The organism is Gammaproteobacteria bacterium, assembly GCA_029882975.1.
In the GTDB taxonomy this organism is placed as follows: Bacteria; Pseudomonadota; Gammaproteobacteria; order SZUA-152; family SZUA-152; genus JAJDNG01.
Map to the genome: position 1 here is coordinate 1 of JAOUJW010000054.1, position 18,002 is coordinate 18,002.

Annotated in this window: 19 protein-coding genes; 15 read left to right on the top strand and 4 right to left on the bottom strand. The window is 48.6% G+C overall.

What is annotated here, in order from left to right:
- Positions 1-539, top strand: a 539-nt coding sequence (locus tag OEY58_22480) for a response regulator (protein ID MDH5328222.1), incomplete at its 5' end; no start/stop codon positions are given.
- An 8-nt stretch (positions 540-547) separates the two neighbouring features.
- On the opposite strand, the gene OEY58_22485 is transcribed toward OEY58_22480, so the two are convergent.
- From OEY58_22485 to OEY58_22500, 4 genes are all read right to left on the bottom strand, one after another.
- The gene (locus OEY58_22485) at positions 548-1,060 is read right to left on the bottom strand and encodes a hypothetical protein (GenBank protein MDH5328223.1); all 513 of its coding nucleotides are present in this window, start codon (positions 1,058-1,060) and stop codon (positions 548-550) included.
- A 296-nt stretch (positions 1,061-1,356) separates the two neighbouring features.
- Positions 1,357-2,856: a glucose-6-phosphate dehydrogenase gene (zwf, locus tag OEY58_22490; protein ID MDH5328224.1), complete on the bottom strand. Its 1,500-nt coding sequence runs from the start codon at positions 2,854-2,856 to the stop codon at positions 1,357-1,359.
- A 54-nt stretch (positions 2,857-2,910) separates the two neighbouring features.
- Positions 2,911-4,317, bottom strand: a complete 1,407-nt coding sequence (gene gnd, locus OEY58_22495; protein ID MDH5328225.1) for a decarboxylating NADP(+)-dependent phosphogluconate dehydrogenase — start codon at positions 4,315-4,317, stop codon at positions 2,911-2,913.
- A 200-nt stretch (positions 4,318-4,517) separates the two neighbouring features.
- Positions 4,518-5,036 carry a TlpA family protein disulfide reductase gene (locus tag OEY58_22500; GenBank protein MDH5328226.1) on the bottom strand — a complete coding sequence of 173 codons (519 nt, stop codon included), beginning with the start codon at positions 5,034-5,036 and terminating at the stop codon, positions 4,518-4,520.
- Positions 5,037-5,452: 416 nt separating this feature from the next.
- On the opposite strand from OEY58_22500, the gene OEY58_22505 reads away from it, so the two are divergent.
- The 14 genes from OEY58_22505 (at position 5,453) to OEY58_22570 (ending at position 17,642) form a co-directional block, all read left to right on the top strand.
- Positions 5,453-5,947, top strand: a complete 495-nt coding sequence (locus OEY58_22505) for a CYTH domain-containing protein (protein MDH5328227.1) — start codon at positions 5,453-5,455, stop codon at positions 5,945-5,947.
- 3 nt (positions 5,948-5,950) lie between these two features.
- Positions 5,951-6,454 (top strand): L,D-transpeptidase, encoded by a 504-nt coding sequence (locus OEY58_22510; protein ID MDH5328228.1) that lies wholly within the window; start codon positions 5,951-5,953, stop codon positions 6,452-6,454.
- Positions 6,455-6,752: 298 nt separating this feature from the next.
- Complete coding sequence (locus OEY58_22515; GenBank protein ID MDH5328229.1) at positions 6,753-7,175, top strand: hypothetical protein; 423 nt, start codon at positions 6,753-6,755, stop codon at positions 7,173-7,175.
- 219 nt (positions 7,176-7,394) lie between these two features.
- Positions 7,395-8,189 (top strand): tRNA pseudouridine(38-40) synthase TruA, encoded by a 795-nt coding sequence (gene truA, locus OEY58_22520; GenBank protein ID MDH5328230.1) that lies wholly within the window; start codon positions 7,395-7,397, stop codon positions 8,187-8,189.
- A 9-nt stretch (positions 8,190-8,198) separates the two neighbouring features.
- Positions 8,199-8,816: a phosphoribosylanthranilate isomerase gene (locus tag OEY58_22525; GenBank protein MDH5328231.1), complete on the top strand. Its 618-nt coding sequence runs from the start codon at positions 8,199-8,201 to the stop codon at positions 8,814-8,816.
- A complete protein-coding gene (gene trpB / locus OEY58_22530; protein MDH5328232.1) occupies positions 8,809-10,038 on the top strand; it encodes a tryptophan synthase subunit beta in 1,230 nt (409 codons plus the stop codon). Before OEY58_22525 ends, trpB begins: the two co-directional genes overlap by 8 nt.
- Positions 10,039-10,085: 47 nt before the next feature.
- Positions 10,086-10,889: a tryptophan synthase subunit alpha gene (trpA, locus tag OEY58_22535; protein ID MDH5328233.1), complete on the top strand. Its 804-nt coding sequence runs from the start codon at positions 10,086-10,088 to the stop codon at positions 10,887-10,889.
- A gap of 53 nt (positions 10,890-10,942) precedes the next feature.
- Positions 10,943-11,803, top strand: a complete 861-nt coding sequence (accD, locus tag OEY58_22540) for an acetyl-CoA carboxylase, carboxyltransferase subunit beta (protein ID MDH5328234.1) — start codon at positions 10,943-10,945, stop codon at positions 11,801-11,803.
- 58 nt (positions 11,804-11,861) lie between these two features.
- Positions 11,862-13,124: a bifunctional tetrahydrofolate synthase/dihydrofolate synthase gene (gene folC, locus OEY58_22545; GenBank protein ID MDH5328235.1), complete on the top strand. Its 1,263-nt coding sequence runs from the start codon at positions 11,862-11,864 to the stop codon at positions 13,122-13,124.
- A 30-nt stretch (positions 13,125-13,154) separates the two neighbouring features.
- Positions 13,155-13,754, top strand: a complete 600-nt coding sequence (locus OEY58_22550) for an SPOR domain-containing protein (GenBank protein MDH5328236.1) — start codon at positions 13,155-13,157, stop codon at positions 13,752-13,754.
- Positions 13,755-13,828: 74 nt separating this feature from the next.
- Complete coding sequence (locus OEY58_22555; protein ID MDH5328237.1) at positions 13,829-14,323, top strand: CvpA family protein; 495 nt, start codon at positions 13,829-13,831, stop codon at positions 14,321-14,323.
- A 105-nt stretch (positions 14,324-14,428) separates the two neighbouring features.
- Positions 14,429-15,940 (top strand): amidophosphoribosyltransferase, encoded by a 1,512-nt coding sequence (gene purF / locus OEY58_22560; protein MDH5328238.1) that lies wholly within the window; start codon positions 14,429-14,431, stop codon positions 15,938-15,940.
- 50 nt (positions 15,941-15,990) lie between these two features.
- Positions 15,991-17,085, top strand: a complete 1,095-nt coding sequence (locus OEY58_22565; protein ID MDH5328239.1) for an FAD-binding oxidoreductase — start codon at positions 15,991-15,993, stop codon at positions 17,083-17,085.
- Positions 16,986-17,642, top strand: coding sequence for an L-histidine N(alpha)-methyltransferase (locus tag OEY58_22570; GenBank protein MDH5328240.1), 657 nt, complete (start codon positions 16,986-16,988; stop codon positions 17,640-17,642). The genes OEY58_22565 and OEY58_22570 overlap by 100 nt, the downstream gene beginning before the upstream one ends.
- Positions 17,643-18,002: the final 360 nt, after the last annotated feature.

The following is an 18,002-nucleotide window of genomic DNA, read 5'->3' on the forward strand; positions in this document are numbered from 1 at the left end:
ATGGAATGGTGGAAGATTATGGCGGTAACATTCAGGTGGAGAGTGTAGTGGGGCAAGGGGCAACATTTCACTTGTACTTTCCTATCGTTTTAGAGCAAACCACAGTGTCAGGGCAATCCCAAGATGTTTTGCACAACACGGACTGTCCTGCCATCAAACGGATATTGTTTGTGGATGATGAGCCCATGTACGGACAATTGGCTCAAGCCATGTTAAGTGGTGCGGGGTTTGATGTGACGGCATTGACAGACAGTCGCGAGGCTTTAGAGCGATTTAAACAGAATCCGGCACAATTTGATTTGTTGATCGTAGATCAGATCATGCCCGGTATGTTTGGTACACAATTGAGTCGGGAAATTCTATCCCTGCGCCCGGATATTCCCATTGTACTGTGCAGTGGCTATGATGAGAAAACCGGATGTAGTCTGGTGGGTAAATTTGGAATTCGACGTTTTCTGATGAAACCGTTTACTGTAAAAGAGCTAATTACTGCTGTGGAAGCGAGTGTTGCGGCTCGGTGGCAATCGGGAGCGGCATAGTTGTTTTGCTAATGGATATGGTCTAAATGCTGGAGCAAGTCGGATAATTCTTGCTCGGCACGTTGCAACAGTTGTTTGTCACGAGTTTTCTTATATTTTACTAGAGCAATATAGGCCGTCGCCGGGTGAATGATGGTGTTCATCAAGTCACCGATGAGGCTGAAATGCTCGATTTTTTCCGGCTCAATATTTCGATCCAGCAGTGCTTGTCGGGTATGCCATTGAGAGTCAATTTGAGCCAGTGTTAAATTTCTCATCGTGTTTGTGCTGTCGATAACCAGTTTGATGATGTGTGCGTCTTGCGGATGAGTGAGTGCATAATCGGAGCAAGCCTGAATGCCTAACTGCATTAATTGTTCTTGCATTCGAATTAAACGATCAATGTCTATGGGTTTATCGCTGCGTAAAGTTGTGATGGCTGAACTGGTAATGGAACGAAAATTACTGAGTTCAGACGCTATTGTGTTAAAACACATCAGCAAGCCGAACATATAAAAAGATAAGAATCTGGGCTGTGGCATGGCGAGTCCTGTTGGTTGGCGACGACCCTGATGAGGCGGGAATGCGCAGGTTATTCTTTTATGTCCTGTCGCACATTTTATAGGGGGCAGGTTTAGTGAGCAAGACTCAGTTCGTGCTGCATTTATGGTGGAATCCCTTACAAAGCCTTACATTTCAGAGCAATAAAACCCTATAGAAAGCCAGACAAAGCCCTGATAAGAACCCAAAAGTGCAGGAAGCGGATGAGGCAGATGGCTATACAGCGGCTGATGAGGGCCGCAAGCCAGGAAAATCCAGCAAACGCTGGCTGATCGGTCTAGTCTTCGTCAGGTTCCAGGGAATGACGCCAAAACTGGTCTTCTCGGTCAAACAAGCGTCGAGTCTCCTGCGGCCCCCAGGTGCCGGCGGTATAGGTGTGGATGTATTCCCGGTCGGTGGCCCAAACCCGCAGTATGGGATCCACCACTTGCCAGGCCCATTCGACTTCGTCATAACGCAGGAAAAGGCTTTGGTCACCTTCAATGACGTCTAGGAGTAAGCCCTCGTAGGCGTCCAGTTTAACCGTTTCTTCATCGTAGATACTGGCATCCAGACTTATTGATCGGGGTAGCAGGGTCAGACCGGGTTGTTTGACTTGCATTTCAATGCGAACACACTCCTGCGGTTGGATGCCGAGGAGCAACCAGTCCGGTTTGAGCTGATTCGCCATAGTCTCACGAAAAAGGTGTTGCGGTGGTTGCTTAAAGCGAATGCTAATGGCGGATTTGGACTCGGCCATGCGTTTTCCGGTGCGTAAATAAAACGGCACGTCACGCCAACGCCAGTTGTCGATATAAAATTTGTGAGCAGAATAGGTTTCAGTGGTGCTGTTGGGTTCCACGCCATCTTCTTCCAGATAACTTTTTACTTTGGTTCCGCCAACCATGCCGCTGGTGTACTGCGCCCGAAAGGCTTGGGCGCGCACAGCGCTTTGAGGGACCGGGCGAATGGATTTAAGTACTTTGACTTTTTCATCGCGCAAGGCTTCGGCATCCATCGATGCCGGTGGTTCCATGGCAACCAGCGTTAAAAGTTGCAATAAATGACTTTGAATCATATCGCGCAGAGCGCCGGCTTGGTCGTAGAAGCTGGCCCGGGTTTCAATGCCTGCGGTTTCCGAATGCGTGATCTGTATATGATCGATATAGTTACGGTTCCACAGCGGCTCCATCATGACATTGGCAAAGCGGAAAACTAAAATATTCTGCACAGTACCTTTGCCAAGATAGTGGTCAATACGATAAATCTGGTCTTCCCGGAGATACTTGTGCAACTTTCTTTGCAATACTTGGGCGCTTTCCAGGTCGGAACCGAAAGGTTTCTCAATAACAACTCGGCGCCAGCCGTGCTCATCGTCAGTGAGACCATTTTCACCCAGTTTTTGAATCACTACACCAAACTCGGCAGGTCTTAGGGCCATATAAAATGCCCCATTGGAAGGAAAGGAAGGGTCCTCTTCCATTAGTTTTTTTAATTTTTTATAAATGGTGTCGTCATGTGCGTCTCCCTGTAAATAATGCAAACGCTCGGCAAAACGTTTAAACAAGGCTTCATCCAGGCCGCTGTGAGAATTGCTGCGTATCATTTCCTTGACTTCTTGGCGCCAGCTTTCGGTTTGCCAGTCGCTGCGGCCGATGCACAGTACTTGGGTGTTGTCGGGGAGTCGGTTTTCAATTTCCAGATGGTATAGGGCCGGCATTAATTTGTGACGAGACAAATGTCCGGTGGATCCGAAAATTACATAGCTGCAAGGTTCAATGCTTACGTTGTTGGTCATAATCGGTCCGTTAGATTGAATTGAATTTGTTATAGCATGCCCAAAAGTACTTTTCTAAGCCCATTGGGTGTGAAAAAACTGACCCCGTGGTTGATCGATTCGTTCGTAGGTATGGGCGCCAAAATAGTCTCTTTGCGCCTGTAATAAGTTGGCCGGTACTTGCTCAGAGCGATAGCCGTCATAAAATGCTAAGGCAGAGGAAAATGCGGGGGTTGGAATACCCAGTTCCACGGCCAGTTGTACGGTCTTACGCCAACCGGGTTGAGCTGTTTGCACGGCCTGTTGGAAAAACTCATCCAGCAATAGGTTGCTCAGTTGTTTGTTGTTCCCATAAGCCTCTTTAATATTATTTAAAAAGCGACTGCGGATGATGCAGCCACCGCGCCAAACCAGAGCAATATTGCCGTAGTTCAAGTCCCATTGATTTTCTGCAGAGGCTTGAGTCATGAGCATAAATCCTTGGGCATAGGAAATGATTTTTGAAGCATATAGAGCATCATGAATGTGTTGAATGTATTGATCACGATTTCCCTCAAAGTGTGCAGAAGGTCCTTTTAGAATTTTCGCCGCATCGGTTCGTTGTTCCTTTAGTGAAGATAGGTAGCGGGCAAAAACCGCCTCGCCGATTAAGGTCAATGGAATGCCCGTTTGCAGTGCGTTAATTCCGGTCCATTTGCCTGTGCCCTTTTGTCCGGCTGTGTCCAGAATTTTATCCACCAACGGCTCACCGTCTGAATCTTTAACTTTAAAAATATCCCGAGTGATCTCTATCAGGTAGGAATCCAGTACGCCTTTTAACCAGTTTGAAAAAGTGTTTTCCAATTCCGTCATGGTCAAACCTAAGCCTTGGCGCAGCAATTGGTAAGCTTCGCAAATCAATTGCATGTCGCCATACTCAATGCCGTTATGTACCATTTTTACGTAATGACCGGCGCCGCCGGCTCCAATCCATTCGCAACAAGCATCACCGTTAACTTTTGCGGCAATAGCCTGGAAGATTTCCTTTACCTGGGGCCAAGCTTGTGCATGACCACCCGGCATCAGGGAAGGGCCGTGCCGGGCGCCTTCTTCGCCACCGGACACGCCTATGCCCAAATAGTGTAGATTTTTTTCGGCAAGAAACCGGCAGCGACGGTCGGTGTCTGTGAAAAGAGAGTTGCCGCCGTCCATGATAATGTCGCCGGGTTCCAAGAACGGTAGTAGGGAGTCGATCAAGGCGTCCACTGCGGCTCCGGCCTGGACCATCACCATGATTTTACGGGGAGCTTTCAATGCGGTACAAAACTCTTCTATGGAGTAGGTGCCTTGTACTTGAGTATCTTTGGCAGCGGCGGCGAGGAAGTGGTCTGTCTTAGATCGAGTACGGTTATACACGGCTACCTTATAGCCATGGTCGTTCATATTGAGAACCAGGTTTTGCCCCATCACTGCGAGGCCAATCAATCCTATGTCTGCCGCCAATGTTCTTCCCTCTTGATTGGGGTTGGTGAAAGTTCGGGTGAATCGTTAAAACAGCAAATTTTGTTCCGTAAAATGTAAAACCGGTTTTACAAATCAATGCAGGGGAACTCACCCCGGTAAGATTCCGGGGCGAGCACCATAAATTGTAGACGGATAAAACAGGTATAACTAAAGTGTAGACGAAGACGCCTTAAATGAATTTATTCGGCAAGGAGTTCCTTGAAACTGGATTCCAGTTTGGATTTGTCTTTGTCACGGAAGCCGGCGTGGGTAACGCGGATATTACCTTGACGGTCGATGAGGTAAGAACTGGGCATACCTTTTAACTTGTAAGCGTCAGCAACCTTGCCATCAGGGTCGTGTAAGATCAGAAATTTGACAGGATTTTCTTTTAGAAATTTGTCAATAACGTCACGTTTACCGTCCAGGCTCACAGCAATAATCTTCAAACCCAAGTCCTTATAACGCTGGTGCATTTGATCCATCCACGGAAAGGATTTTCGACAGGGTGGGCACCAAGTAGCCCAGAAGTCCAAATACACTACTTCGCCTTTGAATTGCTTCAGAGAGACATTTTGACCGTTCAGGTCTTTCAATGTAAACGCCGGTGCGGCTGCTTGCACTCCCAAACTGAGAAGTAGCAACAGTACGATGATTAAAATCTGACGGAATAGGGTTATTCGAGTTTGCTTCGTGAATTGGGTGGAGCAATGAGTCATAGAATTACCTGCTGTACAAGTTGTTAAGGTTTGATTATTGGTCATGTGATTTAGGCTATTCAAAATACCCTTGTGTTTATCTAATTTGGGCAACTAGTGTGCCACGCTGAAGATTTGACTATAGCAAATATGTGGGATTATATCTGGCAAAAAACATTCCAATATTGTGAACCGGGTTGCTGTTTTGGGTCAAGATGGTTGTGTTTGCCACTGTTTAAAGTTGTTTGGTGGAGTGCAGAAGTGTATACAAAAAATTTACATAATTTGTGTACCCTGGCCTGGCTTGGTATATTTGCGAAACTTTATACAAGCCCGGGCGATCAACTGACGGCAGTAACCTATTTGTTACAAGAATGGGGGCGATGTCGGGTTATGAAACTGGGTTAAGCAATGGGGTCGGGCTGAGTTATCAAAAGATGGCAACAGAAATTGAACGAAAATTCCTACTAAGTAGTTGCGATTGGCGGCAAAGTGTAGACCACTCCGTGTTTATGAGTCAGGGGTATTTACAGCGCATCTCGGCAACAAAACAAGGCATGGATACTCTATCCTCGATTCGGGTGCGTATCAGTGGCGAGAAGGCGTTTTTAAATATTAAAAGCGCAACTATAGGGATTGTGCGAACTGAGTATGAGTATCCTATTCCAATGACTGATGCCCGGGAGATGTTGCAGGCTTTGTGTGTAGGTGCAACCGTCGAAAAAACACGTCACTATGTGACAGTTGATCGGCATGTCTGGGAAATCGATGAGTTTGCCGGCGATAATGCCGGATTGATTGTTGCAGAGATAGAGCTGTCTCAACAGAATGAAGATTTTGTGCGACCTTCCTGGTTGGGCGAAGAAGTATCAGCGGATCCGCGCTACTATAATGTGTGTTTAAGTCAACAGCCCTATAACACTTGGAATTAGTCGATGGCGTCACTGGCATTCATTGAGGTTAGCATTGCGCAGCAGAGATTGCGTTTGCGGTCTGAGGATAAGGTGCTCATGGATGTGTCTGTAGCCACAGCCAAGAACGGTCCCGGCGAAGTTAAAAATAGTGAATGTACTCCCCGTGGTTTGCATAAGATACGAGCAAAAATTGGCAGCGATTGCGATCCAGGAACGGTTTTCGTGGGTCGCCGCCCCACTGGTGAGGTTTATCAAACTTCCATGAAACAGCAACACCCCAACCGAGATTGGATACTAACCCGAATAATGTGGCTAAGTGGATTGGAGCCGGGCCGTAATCGTTTCGGCAATGTGGATACTATGTCGCGTTATGTATACATACACGGATGTCCGGATGATGACGCTATGGGGGTGCCTTCGTCTCATGGTTGTATAAAAATGCGGAATTTGGATGTTATTTCGTTATTTGAACTTGTAGAAATAGGAACACGAGTTAATATTATGGAAGGCCCATTGAAAAAATAATAATGAGCGTCTGAGAAAATCCGTGTGGCAAATCGGTGAGTGGTGTTTTTGAGTAATGCCAAACAACGAAGCGGAAGTTTTCTCAGGCCGGGACAGTCGTGATGTGGTTCTGGTGTCTTAAATGTTACAAGCTTTGTCACATATGAGACTACGTTCAGTTGCAGGTATGGATGTACTGTGACCGGGTCTACAACAAAAACAGGGTTTGCATATTTCGCGTAAGAATGACGATAACAGTCGCGTGCGTGTGTGCAATGTGGGTGAAAATCATTCAAAACAGACAGAGAGGTAGAGAGCATTGGCTAAGCATGAAAATATAACCGAACCGGATGGCATGGGCTATCAGGTTCGTGTGGTTCGTAAAGGCATTGAGCGAAGCAAATACTTTTCTCACAATCAACACGGTGGCAAGCGCAAGGCACTAAAAGCGGCACTGGAATGGCGTGATATGATCCGTGAGAAGTATTATGAAAAAGCCAAACGCCCTGTTAAAAGTAATACCGGGTTGCGGGGTATCTCCCGAACCACCAAGTTTGATAAACGTCGCGGTATAACGTATGTGAGCTACAGTGTTCATTTTAAGGATTCACGGGGTAATCCAAACAACAAGACATTTTTTGTCGGCGATGTAAACAATATTTCTGATAAAGACGAGCAAAAAGCTCTTCGGGCGGCCAAAAAATTTAGAAAACAGTACGAAAAGGGAGAGTTGTACAATTAACAGGGATGGGCAGGCGCTGCGGCGCCTGCCCAGCGCCTACGCTTTGTGCAATCCCCCGTTTTTTCATCTCGAGCGTTCCAGTTCTAGTCTTTGATTTTATTGTGTTTTATCCCTGTTTCCGTTCCTTTTCAGCGATCTTTGGGTTAAAATTACACACTTACCGTAACTTTCCCTTTGTTTTTTAGTACAATGCCGCTCTTGTTTTTATGGTGAGCGACCATGCGGATTGCATTGGGAATAGAATACGACGGCAGTGCGTATAATGGCTGGCAATTACAGGATGGTGATAATGTAACCACTGTACAGGCTTGTGTGGAGCAAGCAGTAACCACAGTGGCCAATCATCCGGTTCGAGTGATCTGTGCCGGACGAACCGATACGGGTGTCCATGCATTATCGCAAGTTGTTCATTTTGAAACGGAATCAGAGCGTTCTCAACGATCCTGGGTGTTTGGTTGTAATGCTAATTTACCCAAAAATATTGTGGTAACCTGGGCTAGAATGGTGAGTGAGGATTTCCACGCCCGATTTTCTGCCAAATCACGGCGTTATCTCTATGTCATATTGAACCGGCCAGTGCGGCCCACGTTTCTGGCAAAGCGGGTGACTTGGGAATACCGCCCCCTGGACGAGCAACGTATGGCCGATGCCGCCCAGGCTTTGGTGGGGGAGCATGATTTTAATGCCTATCGCGCTACGGCATGCCAGGCCAAATCGCCGGTGCGTCATGTGTATTCCATTGAGGTAAGACGCAACGGGGAATGGGTCACCATTGAAATCAGGGCCAACGCTTTTTTACATCATATGGTGCGCAACATTGCCGGTGTTCTTATGACGATTGGTGCCGGCGAACAAGCGGTCGCTTGGGCGGAGCAGGTGTTACAAAGTCGTGACCGCAGCCTGGGTGGCGTCACCAGTCCCCCGTGTGGTTTGTATCTGGTGGACGTGGAATACGATGACAGTTATGGATTACCCAGAGTGTCAGATGAGCAACTGCTTTGGAAACCGGTGTGAGGAAAACAAATGCGTACGCGGGTGAAAATATGCGGGATTACCAGACCTGACGATGGCCTCAATGCGGCTATGCTCGGTGCCGATGCCATTGGTCTGGTGTTTTATGAAAAAAGTCCTCGGGCTGTGGATGTGCGTATTGCAAAAGAGATCATTGCGGTGCTGCCGCCCTTTGTTACCGTAGTGGGTTTGTTTGTGGATCCCACACCTCAGGAAATGGCGGCTGTATTGCACCGGGTGCCCCTGGATATTTTGCAGTTTCATGGTAATGAGGAGCCGGGCGAATGCTCCTGCTACAATAAGCCCTATATTAAAGCCATCCCTATGCGGGATGGCGTAGACCTGGAAGCGCAATGTAAACGCTATGCCGGTGCCCGAGGGTTGTTGCTGGATAGTTATGATCCTAACTTGGCCGGTGGAACGGGTAAGACCTTTAATTGGTCCTTGATCCCCAAGAAATTGAACAAACCCATTATTTTGGCGGGTGGTTTGACGCCGGACAATGTGTGGAAGCTCATTTCCTCCGTTAGGCCCTTTGCCGTGGATGTGAGCAGCGGTGTGGAAGTGGCAAAAGGGATTAAAGACCCTGATACCATGGCTGCTTTTATTAGAGGTGTAAATAATGTCTGAACAGTTACAGAATCCACCGGATTTTACCGCTATGCCGGATGAGCGCGGCCATTTCGGAATCTATGGCGGATTGTTTGTTAGCGAAACGCTTATGGTGCCTTTGCAAGAGTTGCGGCTGGCCTATGAAAAAGTGAAGCATGACGCGGAGTTTGTGCGCGAACTGGATGAGGATTTACGCCAATACGTGGGTCGTCCCAGTCCCTTGTATTTTGCTACCAACTGGACCCGTGTGCTCGGTGGTGCGCAAGTTTTTCTGAAACGGGAAGACTTGAATCACACAGGGGCGCACAAGGTCAATAACACCATTGGTCAGGCTCTGTTGGCTAAACGTCTGGGCAAGACTCGCATCATCGCTGAGACCGGTGCCGGGCAACATGGCGTGGCGACTGCCACTGTGGCGGCGCGCTTGGGTTTGGAGTGTGTGGTGTACATGGGCGCAGAAGACATTAAGCGCCAGGCCATTAATGTGTATCGGATGAAATTACTCGGAGCCACGGTGGTGCCGGTGGAATCCGGCTCACGTACCCTGAAGGATGCCTTGAACGAGGCAATGCGTGATTGGGTCACCAATGTCGATAACACCTTCTATATTATTGGCACGGTTGCCGGCCCCCATCCTTATCCTGCCATGGTGCGGGACTTTCAAGCGATTATCGGCCGTGAAGCGCGAGAGCAGATTTTGCAGCAGCGAGGCCGTTTGCCGGACCATTTAGTGGCCTGTGTGGGCGGTGGCTCAAATGCTATAGGTCTGTTTTATCCCTTTTTACCCGATTCCAGTGTTGCGATGACCGGGGTAGAGGCTGCTGGTAAGGGTTTGGACAGCGGCGAGCATGCCGCGCCTTTGTGTGCCGGAAAGCCTGGGGTGCTCCATGGAAACCGTACCTATTTAATGGAAGACAAAAATGGTCAAATTATAGAGACCCATTCCGTGTCAGCCGGATTGGATTATCCCGGGGTGGGGCCGGAGCACGCTTGGTTGAAAGATGTGGGGCGAGTCAACTATGCCGCCATCAATGATCAGGAGGCGTTGCAGGCGTTTCACGATCTGACCCGTATCGAAGGTATTATTCCCGCTTTGGAGTCCAGCCACGCACTGGCCTATGCCGCCAAACTGGCCCCCACGATGGATAAAGAGCAAATTATTATTGTGAATTTATCCGGGCGGGGCGATAAAGACATTCACACCGTGGCTGCCATAGAGAATATTGAAGGGATTAGTTGAATTCTGTGAACAAGTTTGAACAGTTTTTGTGTCAATAAGGTTTAATCATGAGCCGAATCAGTGAAGTTTTTGCAAAATTGGCGTCGGGCTCTGCCCTGATTCCGTATATAACCGCAGGCGACCCGCATCCTGGGTTGACCGTGGAAATGATGCACATGTTAGTGCAAAGTGGTGCCGACATCATCGAACTGGGTGTACCCTTTTCCGATCCCATGGCAGATGGTCCGGTGATTCAAAAGGCCAGCGAGCGAGCATTGCTTCACGACGTGGGTTTAGGGGATGTGCTGGAGATGGTACGGGAGTTTCGTCGCCGTGACAGCAGTACCCCGGTAGTGTTAATGGGGTATTTGAATCCTATCGAGGTCATGGGTTATGCACAGTTCGCCGAGGCGGCAGCAGCGGCTGGTGTGGATGGGGTGTTAACCGTGGATATGCCGCCGGAAGAAGCCGGTGATTTGATGCCATTGCTGGATAAGTACCAATTGGAACCCATATTTTTGATTGCGCCGACCACCAGCATGGATCGAATTCGTACCATCTGTGCAGCCGCCAAGGGTTATGTATACTATGTTTCGGTAAAGGGTGTTACGGGAGCGTCCACTTTGGATGTTGCCTCGGTTGCGGAGAAAGTTGAGAAAATTCGTCAATGTACCCAACTGCCGGTTGGGGTGGGATTCGGTATTAAAGATGCCACCTCCGCTGCGCAAATTGCTCAAATAGCCGACGGTGTGGTGGTGGGCAGTGCTATCATAAAATTAGTTGAGAATTTCTCGGAACAAAAAGATAAAATGCTGCAAGCCATTGCAGCCCTGTTAAAGGATATGCGTCAGGCCATGGATCAGCGCATGTAAATGTCGCTACGGGTGTGACGGACCGTTTGATTGAAAATGAAAGTTGGTGATTAATGAGCTGGTTGGAAAAATTACTGCCATCGCGCATACGTATAGAAGGCGGGCAAAAGAAAGCCGTTCCTGAAGGTTTGTGGAGCAAATGCAGCGTCTGTAATGCGGTTTTATACCGAGCAGAATTGGAGCGTAATTTTAGTGTTTGCCCAAAATGTGAACATCATATGCGCATTGGTGCGCGGCGGCGTTTGGACTTGTTTCTGGATGAAGAGCCGCGGCAGGAAATCGGACAACATGTAGAACCGGTGGATGTGCTTAAGTTCAAGGACTTGAAAAAGTATAAAGATCGCCTCAATGTGGCACAAAAAGGCACCGGAGAGAAAGATGCCTTCGTGGGTATGATGGGCCAGGTTTGCGGAGTGCCGGTTGTGGCCGGAGCTTTTGAATTTGCGTTCATGGGGGGCTCCATGGGTTCCGTTGTGGGCGAGAAGTTCGTTCGTTGTGTGGACCAGTCACTGGAGCACAATATTCCTTTTGTGTGTTTTTCCGCCAGTGGTGGTGCCCGCATGCAGGAAGCACTGTTTTCACTCATGCAAATGGCGAAAACCAGCGCTGCGTTGACCCGGATGCAAAAGCGGGGAATTCCCTTTATCAGTGTGCTGACCGATCCAACCATGGGCGGGGTCTCAGCCAGTCTGGCCATGTTGGGAGATGTCAATATCGGTGAACCTAATGCACTCATTGGTTTTGCGGGGCCCAGGGTTATTGAGCAAACTGTACGACAAACCTTGCCCGAAGGATTTCAGCGGAGTGAGTTTTTATTGGAGCATGGTGCCATTGATATGATCGTTGACCGGAGGGAAATGCGTGAAAGAGTGGCTGGATTACTGACTGTTTTGACGCGGCAACCGGCACCGTAGATTCATAGAGTCAAACAAACCATCGAATCAACAAACGATAAGGGTTAACTAATTATTGATGCAACAGCGTTCGGTATCTGAATGGTTGGCGTGGCAGGAGACTCTCAATTCCAAAGAAATCGAACTGGGATTGGAACGGGTTGCCACAGTTTATAATCTGATGCAACTGGACTTTGGTGGTACCACGGTGATTACTGTGGCAGGCACCAATGGTAAAGGTTCTACTGTGGAAATGCTGGCAGCCATCCTAGGCGCAGCCGGCCATAAGGTGGGAACCTATACTTCACCCCACATGTTTCGCTATAACGAGCGGATTTGTATCAACCGCGTGCCCGTTAGTGATGAGACTCTTTGCCAAGCGTTTGAAGCGGTGGAATCGGTGCGAGGCGATGTACCTCTGACCTATTTTGAATTTGGTACCTTGGCGGCTTTTTGGTGCTTTAGACAGCAAAATCTGGATATCATTATCCTGGAAGTGGGGTTAGGTGGGCGTTTGGATGCAGTGAACCTGATCGATCCCCAAATCAGCGTGATTACCAGTATCGGCATAGACCATGTGGAATGGTTGGGTAAAGACCGCAATGCCATTGCCCGGGAAAAAGCCGGTATCCTCAGAAAAGGCAATATTATGGTGTGTGGAGATGTGGTTCCACCCATGTCACTACAGGAAATCGCCCGGGAACTCAGCGTCAAAACCTTTTATATCAACTACGATTTTGTGATTCAGAAAAAATCGGATCATTGGGATTGGTCCCATGTGACGGAGAAGTATCAGCATTTGCCTTTTCCACGCCTGGATGGCGAGGTGCAACTGCGCAACGCCGCCTGCGCTTTAATGGTGGTCACCAGTTTGCAACAGCAATTCCCCGTGAGTGAAGCCCATATCCACAAAGGTCTCAAATCTGCGAATTTGCCGGGTCGCTACCAAACCATATCCGGAAAATTCACCCAAGTCTTTGATGTGGCACACAATCCTCAAAGCTGTAAGGAGCTGGCCAAGTATCTGGAACAACATCCTGTTTCCGGTCGTACCCATGCCTTGGTGGGTATGCTGAAAGATAAGGATTTTCTGGACTGTGTTCTGCCTCTGATGCCCTTGGTGGATGATTGGTATGTGGCCAGCCTGCAGGTGAGTCGCGGTGCTGATGCCGCGGATTTGGCAGCCAGTTTGCGCAAATTGAAAAAAGATGTATTTGTACATAGCACCGCAAAGGTGACAGAGGCCTATGATGTACTTATGCAGACTGCTCAACCGGGGGATAAAGTGGTAGTGTTCGGCTCCTTCCACACCCTCGCCCAGGTGTTACCGCAGCCATCCTAATGGGTGGTTAAGCGGATTCGGGGGAAATTGGTGGATAATATACTCAAACAGCGTTTGGTTGGCGCTATCGTGTTAATTTCCCTGGCGGTGATTTTTCTTCCCATGCTGTTCTCAGGCAATGGTCAGTTTCAGTCCCGCTTTCAGTCTGGAATCCCGCCTCAGCCCAGTTACGACATAGTGGCGTCGCAACTCAAGGTGCCGGAGCAGGTGCCCAGCAAGGTTTTGGAAAAAGTGCCATTGATTCAACCGACTGAGTCCAAGGCTTCAAACGAAACGCCGGCAACACAGGCTTCGGCTCAAATCGAGCAATCCCACACCGATCCGGATCCCTCTGTCCCTGAAAATCCAACCCCAGCCATAAATACCCCATCATCGCAAAAGGCCACACCGCCCGTAACCGGGTGGGTTGTGCAAGTGGGTAGTTTTTATAAGAAAAAAAATGCCATGACTTTAAGGGATCGATTGCGTAAGAAAGGTTTATCCAGTTTTGTTGTGACCGGGCGTGGCAAAAATGGCCCCATTTATCGGGTCCGGGTTGGACCTGAGCTGGACCGCAAGAAAGCGGATAATTTGCTACGTACGGTTGAAAGTGAAACCCGCCTTAAAGCGCTGCTGTTAACCTACCCATGAGCGCATACTTGGCCCATTTTCGTGCTAGAATTGCCGAACTTAACGGCACAGTAGAACTGGTATAGCGATATAATATGGTCTGGGTTGACTTTGTAATTCCCGTCATTATTTTGGTTTCGGCGTTGATCAGTTTAATGCGAGGCTTTGTACGCGAAGCTTTGTCGTTGCTGGGATGGGTGGCGGCCCTTTGGATCGCCTTACGCTTTGCCAACACCTTGGCGGAGCTGTTTCTCTCCAGTATTACCATTCCGTCTATTCGTATTGTTGTAGCTTTCACTATCTTGTTTGTTTTAACCCTGATGCTGGCAGCGTTGATTAATCACCTGGCCGGACATGTTGTGGAACGTACCGGCTTAACGGGGACCGACCGTATGATCGGGATGATCTTTGGTATGGCCCGCGGAGCCGTTGTGGTGTCTATCTTGGTGCTATTGGCTGGATTGACCACTATTCCGGAAGACCCATGGTGGGGGGACTCGGTGTTGATTGGTCATTTCGAACAAATGGCCCTGTGGTTGCAGAATACCGTTGCCCCGGAATTGGCAGAGCAGTTTGCCAAGGCCGGATAAACCCATGTGCAAATAGTGTGAATACGGTTGAAAAATTAAAGAGATTGGCTGTGCGCTCGATGAAAAAGCACATCCGTGCAGTTTTTTAAGTGAGGCGGAAACATTATGTGTGGGATAATTGGAATAGTGGCAAAAGAGCCGGTTAACCAGGCTTTGTACGATGGTTTAACGGTGTTGCAGCACAGAGGCCAGGACGCCGCCGGTATAGTTACCTGTGACGACGGTCGCTTGTTTTTACGCAAAGACAATGGCTTAGTGCGTGATGTGTTCGGGACCGAACATATGTTGCGACTGAAGGGAAAAATGGGCATTGGCCATGTGCGTTATCCCACCGCCGGATGCTCATCCTCCGCCGAAGCCCAGCCCTTTTATGTCAATTCACCCTTTGGCATTTCCTTGGCACACAACGGTAATTTAACCAACGATGAAGAGCTGAAACAGGACCTGTTTAAAGCCGATCGACGCCATATCAATACGGATTCCGATTCTGAAGTCTTACTCAATGTGTTAGCTCATGAATTACAACAACAAAATAAATTAAGCCTGGATGCCAGTGATATTTTTACCGCCATCGCGGGTGTGCATGAGCGTTGTAAAGGCGCTTACGCTGTCGTGGCCATGATTACCGGAGTGGGTATTGTGGGATTTCGTGATCCCAATGGTATTCGCCCCGTGGTTTTCGGGAAAAAGGAAACTGAACAGGGCATGGAATACATCATCGCCTCTGAAAGTGTGGCTGTGCAGTCCCTGGGTTTTGAATTGGTACGGGATATTGCACCGGGAGAAGCGGTGTTTATTCAGGATGACGGCAGTTTCCATGCTCAACAATGTGCCAAGTCTCAGACGCTGAGCCCTTGTATATTCGAGCATGTATATTTTGCCCGTCCCGACTCCATTATGGATAACATTTCCGTGTACAAAGCCCGCTTGCGTATGGGCGAGTATTTGGCGGAAAAAATTCTGCGCAGTTTTCCCCAGCATGATATTGATGTGGTTATCCCTATTCCCGATACCAGTAGAACGTCCGCATTGCCTCTGGCCAATCGGTTGGGGGTGGTTTATCGAGAGGGGTTTGTTAAAAACCGCTATATCGGTCGAACCTTTATTATGCCGGGACAGAAGCAACGTAAAAAATCCGTGCGCCAAAAACTCAATGCAATCGACCTGGAGTTTAAAGGTAAGAATGTGTTGTTGGTTGATGACTCCATTGTGCGAGGCACAACCTCAAGCCAGATTATTCAAATGGCAAGGGACGCGGGAGCCAATAAGGTTTATTTCGCTTCTGCCGCGCCTCCCGTTCGTTACCCAAATGTCTATGGCATCGATATGCCCTCCGTGGATGAATTGATCGGTTACAACCGTGACGAACAGCAAATTTGTAAGGAAATAGGCGCCGATTGGTTGGTGTACCAGGATCTGGAAGATTTGGTTAAGGCCGCAAAAACCGGTAATCGTCATATTCAGCAATTTGATACCTCTGTTTTTGACGGTAGTTATCCCACCGGTGACGTCACCCCGGAGTATTTGCTGGGTGTACAGGCACGGCGCAACGATGCGGCCAAGGAAAAACGCAACCAAGCCGACAATACCGTTATTGATTTGTACAACAGCGCCTGAATCACCGTTCCAGCCATGGTCGGCATAGGAACTGACACGCGGGACGGTCTATGCAGCAGGTAGACATCTTGATAATCGGGCAGGGTTTGGCCGGATCGTTGTTAGCCTGGACGCTGCTAAAATCGGGGCAACGACTGCATATCGTAGACGATGTCCACCCCAATGCAGCATCGCGAGTGGCAGCCGGTTTAATCAATCCCGTCACCGGGCAACGCCTGGTTAAAACCTGGTACTTGGAACAGTGTTATCCCTTTGCTTTGGATTTCTATCGTGATATGGAGCGGGAATTCTCCCGGCCATTCTTTTTTCAACGAGATCTGATTCAGTTATTTCAATCACAACAGCAACAACAGCAATGGCTGAAGCGGCAGCAGAGCCCGGGTTATGACTCCTGGTGTGGTCAAAAAATGGGGCCGGAAGATAAAGAGTTGTCCCATTTACAACAGGACTTTGGCGCGTATCGCCAGACGCGCAGCGGGTTTGTGGATATCTCCGCTTTACTCCAATGTTACCGGCAGTACTTTAACGACAAAGGTTGTCTCACCACGGGCCAATTTGACTATTCCCAACTGCAGTTACCGGGAAGAGATACGATTCAATCTTCGGCATCGGTACAGTGGAACGGGCTTCGGGCACAGCGTGTGGTGTTCTGTGAGGGGTATCGTGTCGTGCGTAATCCCTGGTTTTGCGGCGTGGGAATGAGGCCCGTTAAAGGGGAAATACTTACTCTGGAGTCAACTGCTCTGCTAAGCCGGGAAATCATTAATCGAGGAAAATGGCTGCTACCTCTATCTGAGCAACGCTACCGTTGTGGTGCCACTTATAACCACAACTGTGATTTAACCCCGGAAGGAGTTCCCGCAGACCCCGGCGCACAAACCGAGTTAACGGATGCGCTCCAAAGTATGTTTGTCACCATCCCAGATTACCAGGTGACAGCACTGCAAGTGGGGGTGCGCCCGGCCAGCGTGGATCGACGGCCTTTATTAGGGCCACATCCGGAATTTCCGTATTTACACCTGTTCAACGGATTCGGTTCCAAAGGATCGTTAATGCTACCGTATTTTGCCCGCGTCATGAGCGACTTCTTAATCGGAAAGACTCCGCTGCCGGCACTGGTGAACGTGGGACGGTTTTATACATGAGATTAGTGCACCTGGCCCAGCAGATATTAGCGTCCCACTTGCAACCCGGCAATGTGGTGGTGGATGCTACAGTGGGTAATGGTCACGATACCGCGTTTTTAGCCCAGTGTGTCGGTGAGCAAGGCCGGGTGTTCGGTTTTGATATACAAAGCACTGCCTTGGAGAAAACCCTTCAGCGCTTACAGCAGCAGTGCCCCCAGGTCCCGGTGCAGTTGTTCCAAGCGGGGCATGAACAAATGGTGCAACACATACCACAGTCTTACCACGGCCAAGTGAAAGCGGTTGTGTTTAACTTGGGTTATTTACCCGGTGCTAACCACGCCGTAATAACCCAAGCCCAAACCACGCGACTTGCCCTGGAGCAAAGTGTAAAACTGCTCAGCCGTGAGGGCATAATCAGTATTATGGTCTATCCAGGTCACCCTGGTGGAGCAGAGGAAACGAATGAAGTGAGTCAATGGGTTCAAACCCTGCCCAGCGACTTATGGAGCTGCCAAGAGCATTGTCCGGAGCAGCGCAACAATCCGCCATGCTGGATTTTTGTAGAAAGGATCTAAACGATAAGTCAGATATAGTGCCTATATAAGCACTTGTCAGTCAAAAAACGCCCTTCAATAAAATTGCAGTATTTCCCAGTTCCCATATTAAAACAAATCCCACCGGTACTACCATTCGTTCCCTGTTACCCATTGATTATTTTAAGGAAAATCGGGTCATCCCAAATCCATATCCTAAAGTCTGAAAAATCTTTTAAAGGGCATATTGAACACAGGTAATAAAAAGTAAAATACAGCAGTTCAATATGCACAATGACACCAACCCCAAAAATGATCGACTAACAACCAAACTTTGTGGACTAATTGATCAAATTACTGGAAGGTGCCACAGAACTGTGCTAAACATAAAGACCATAAACA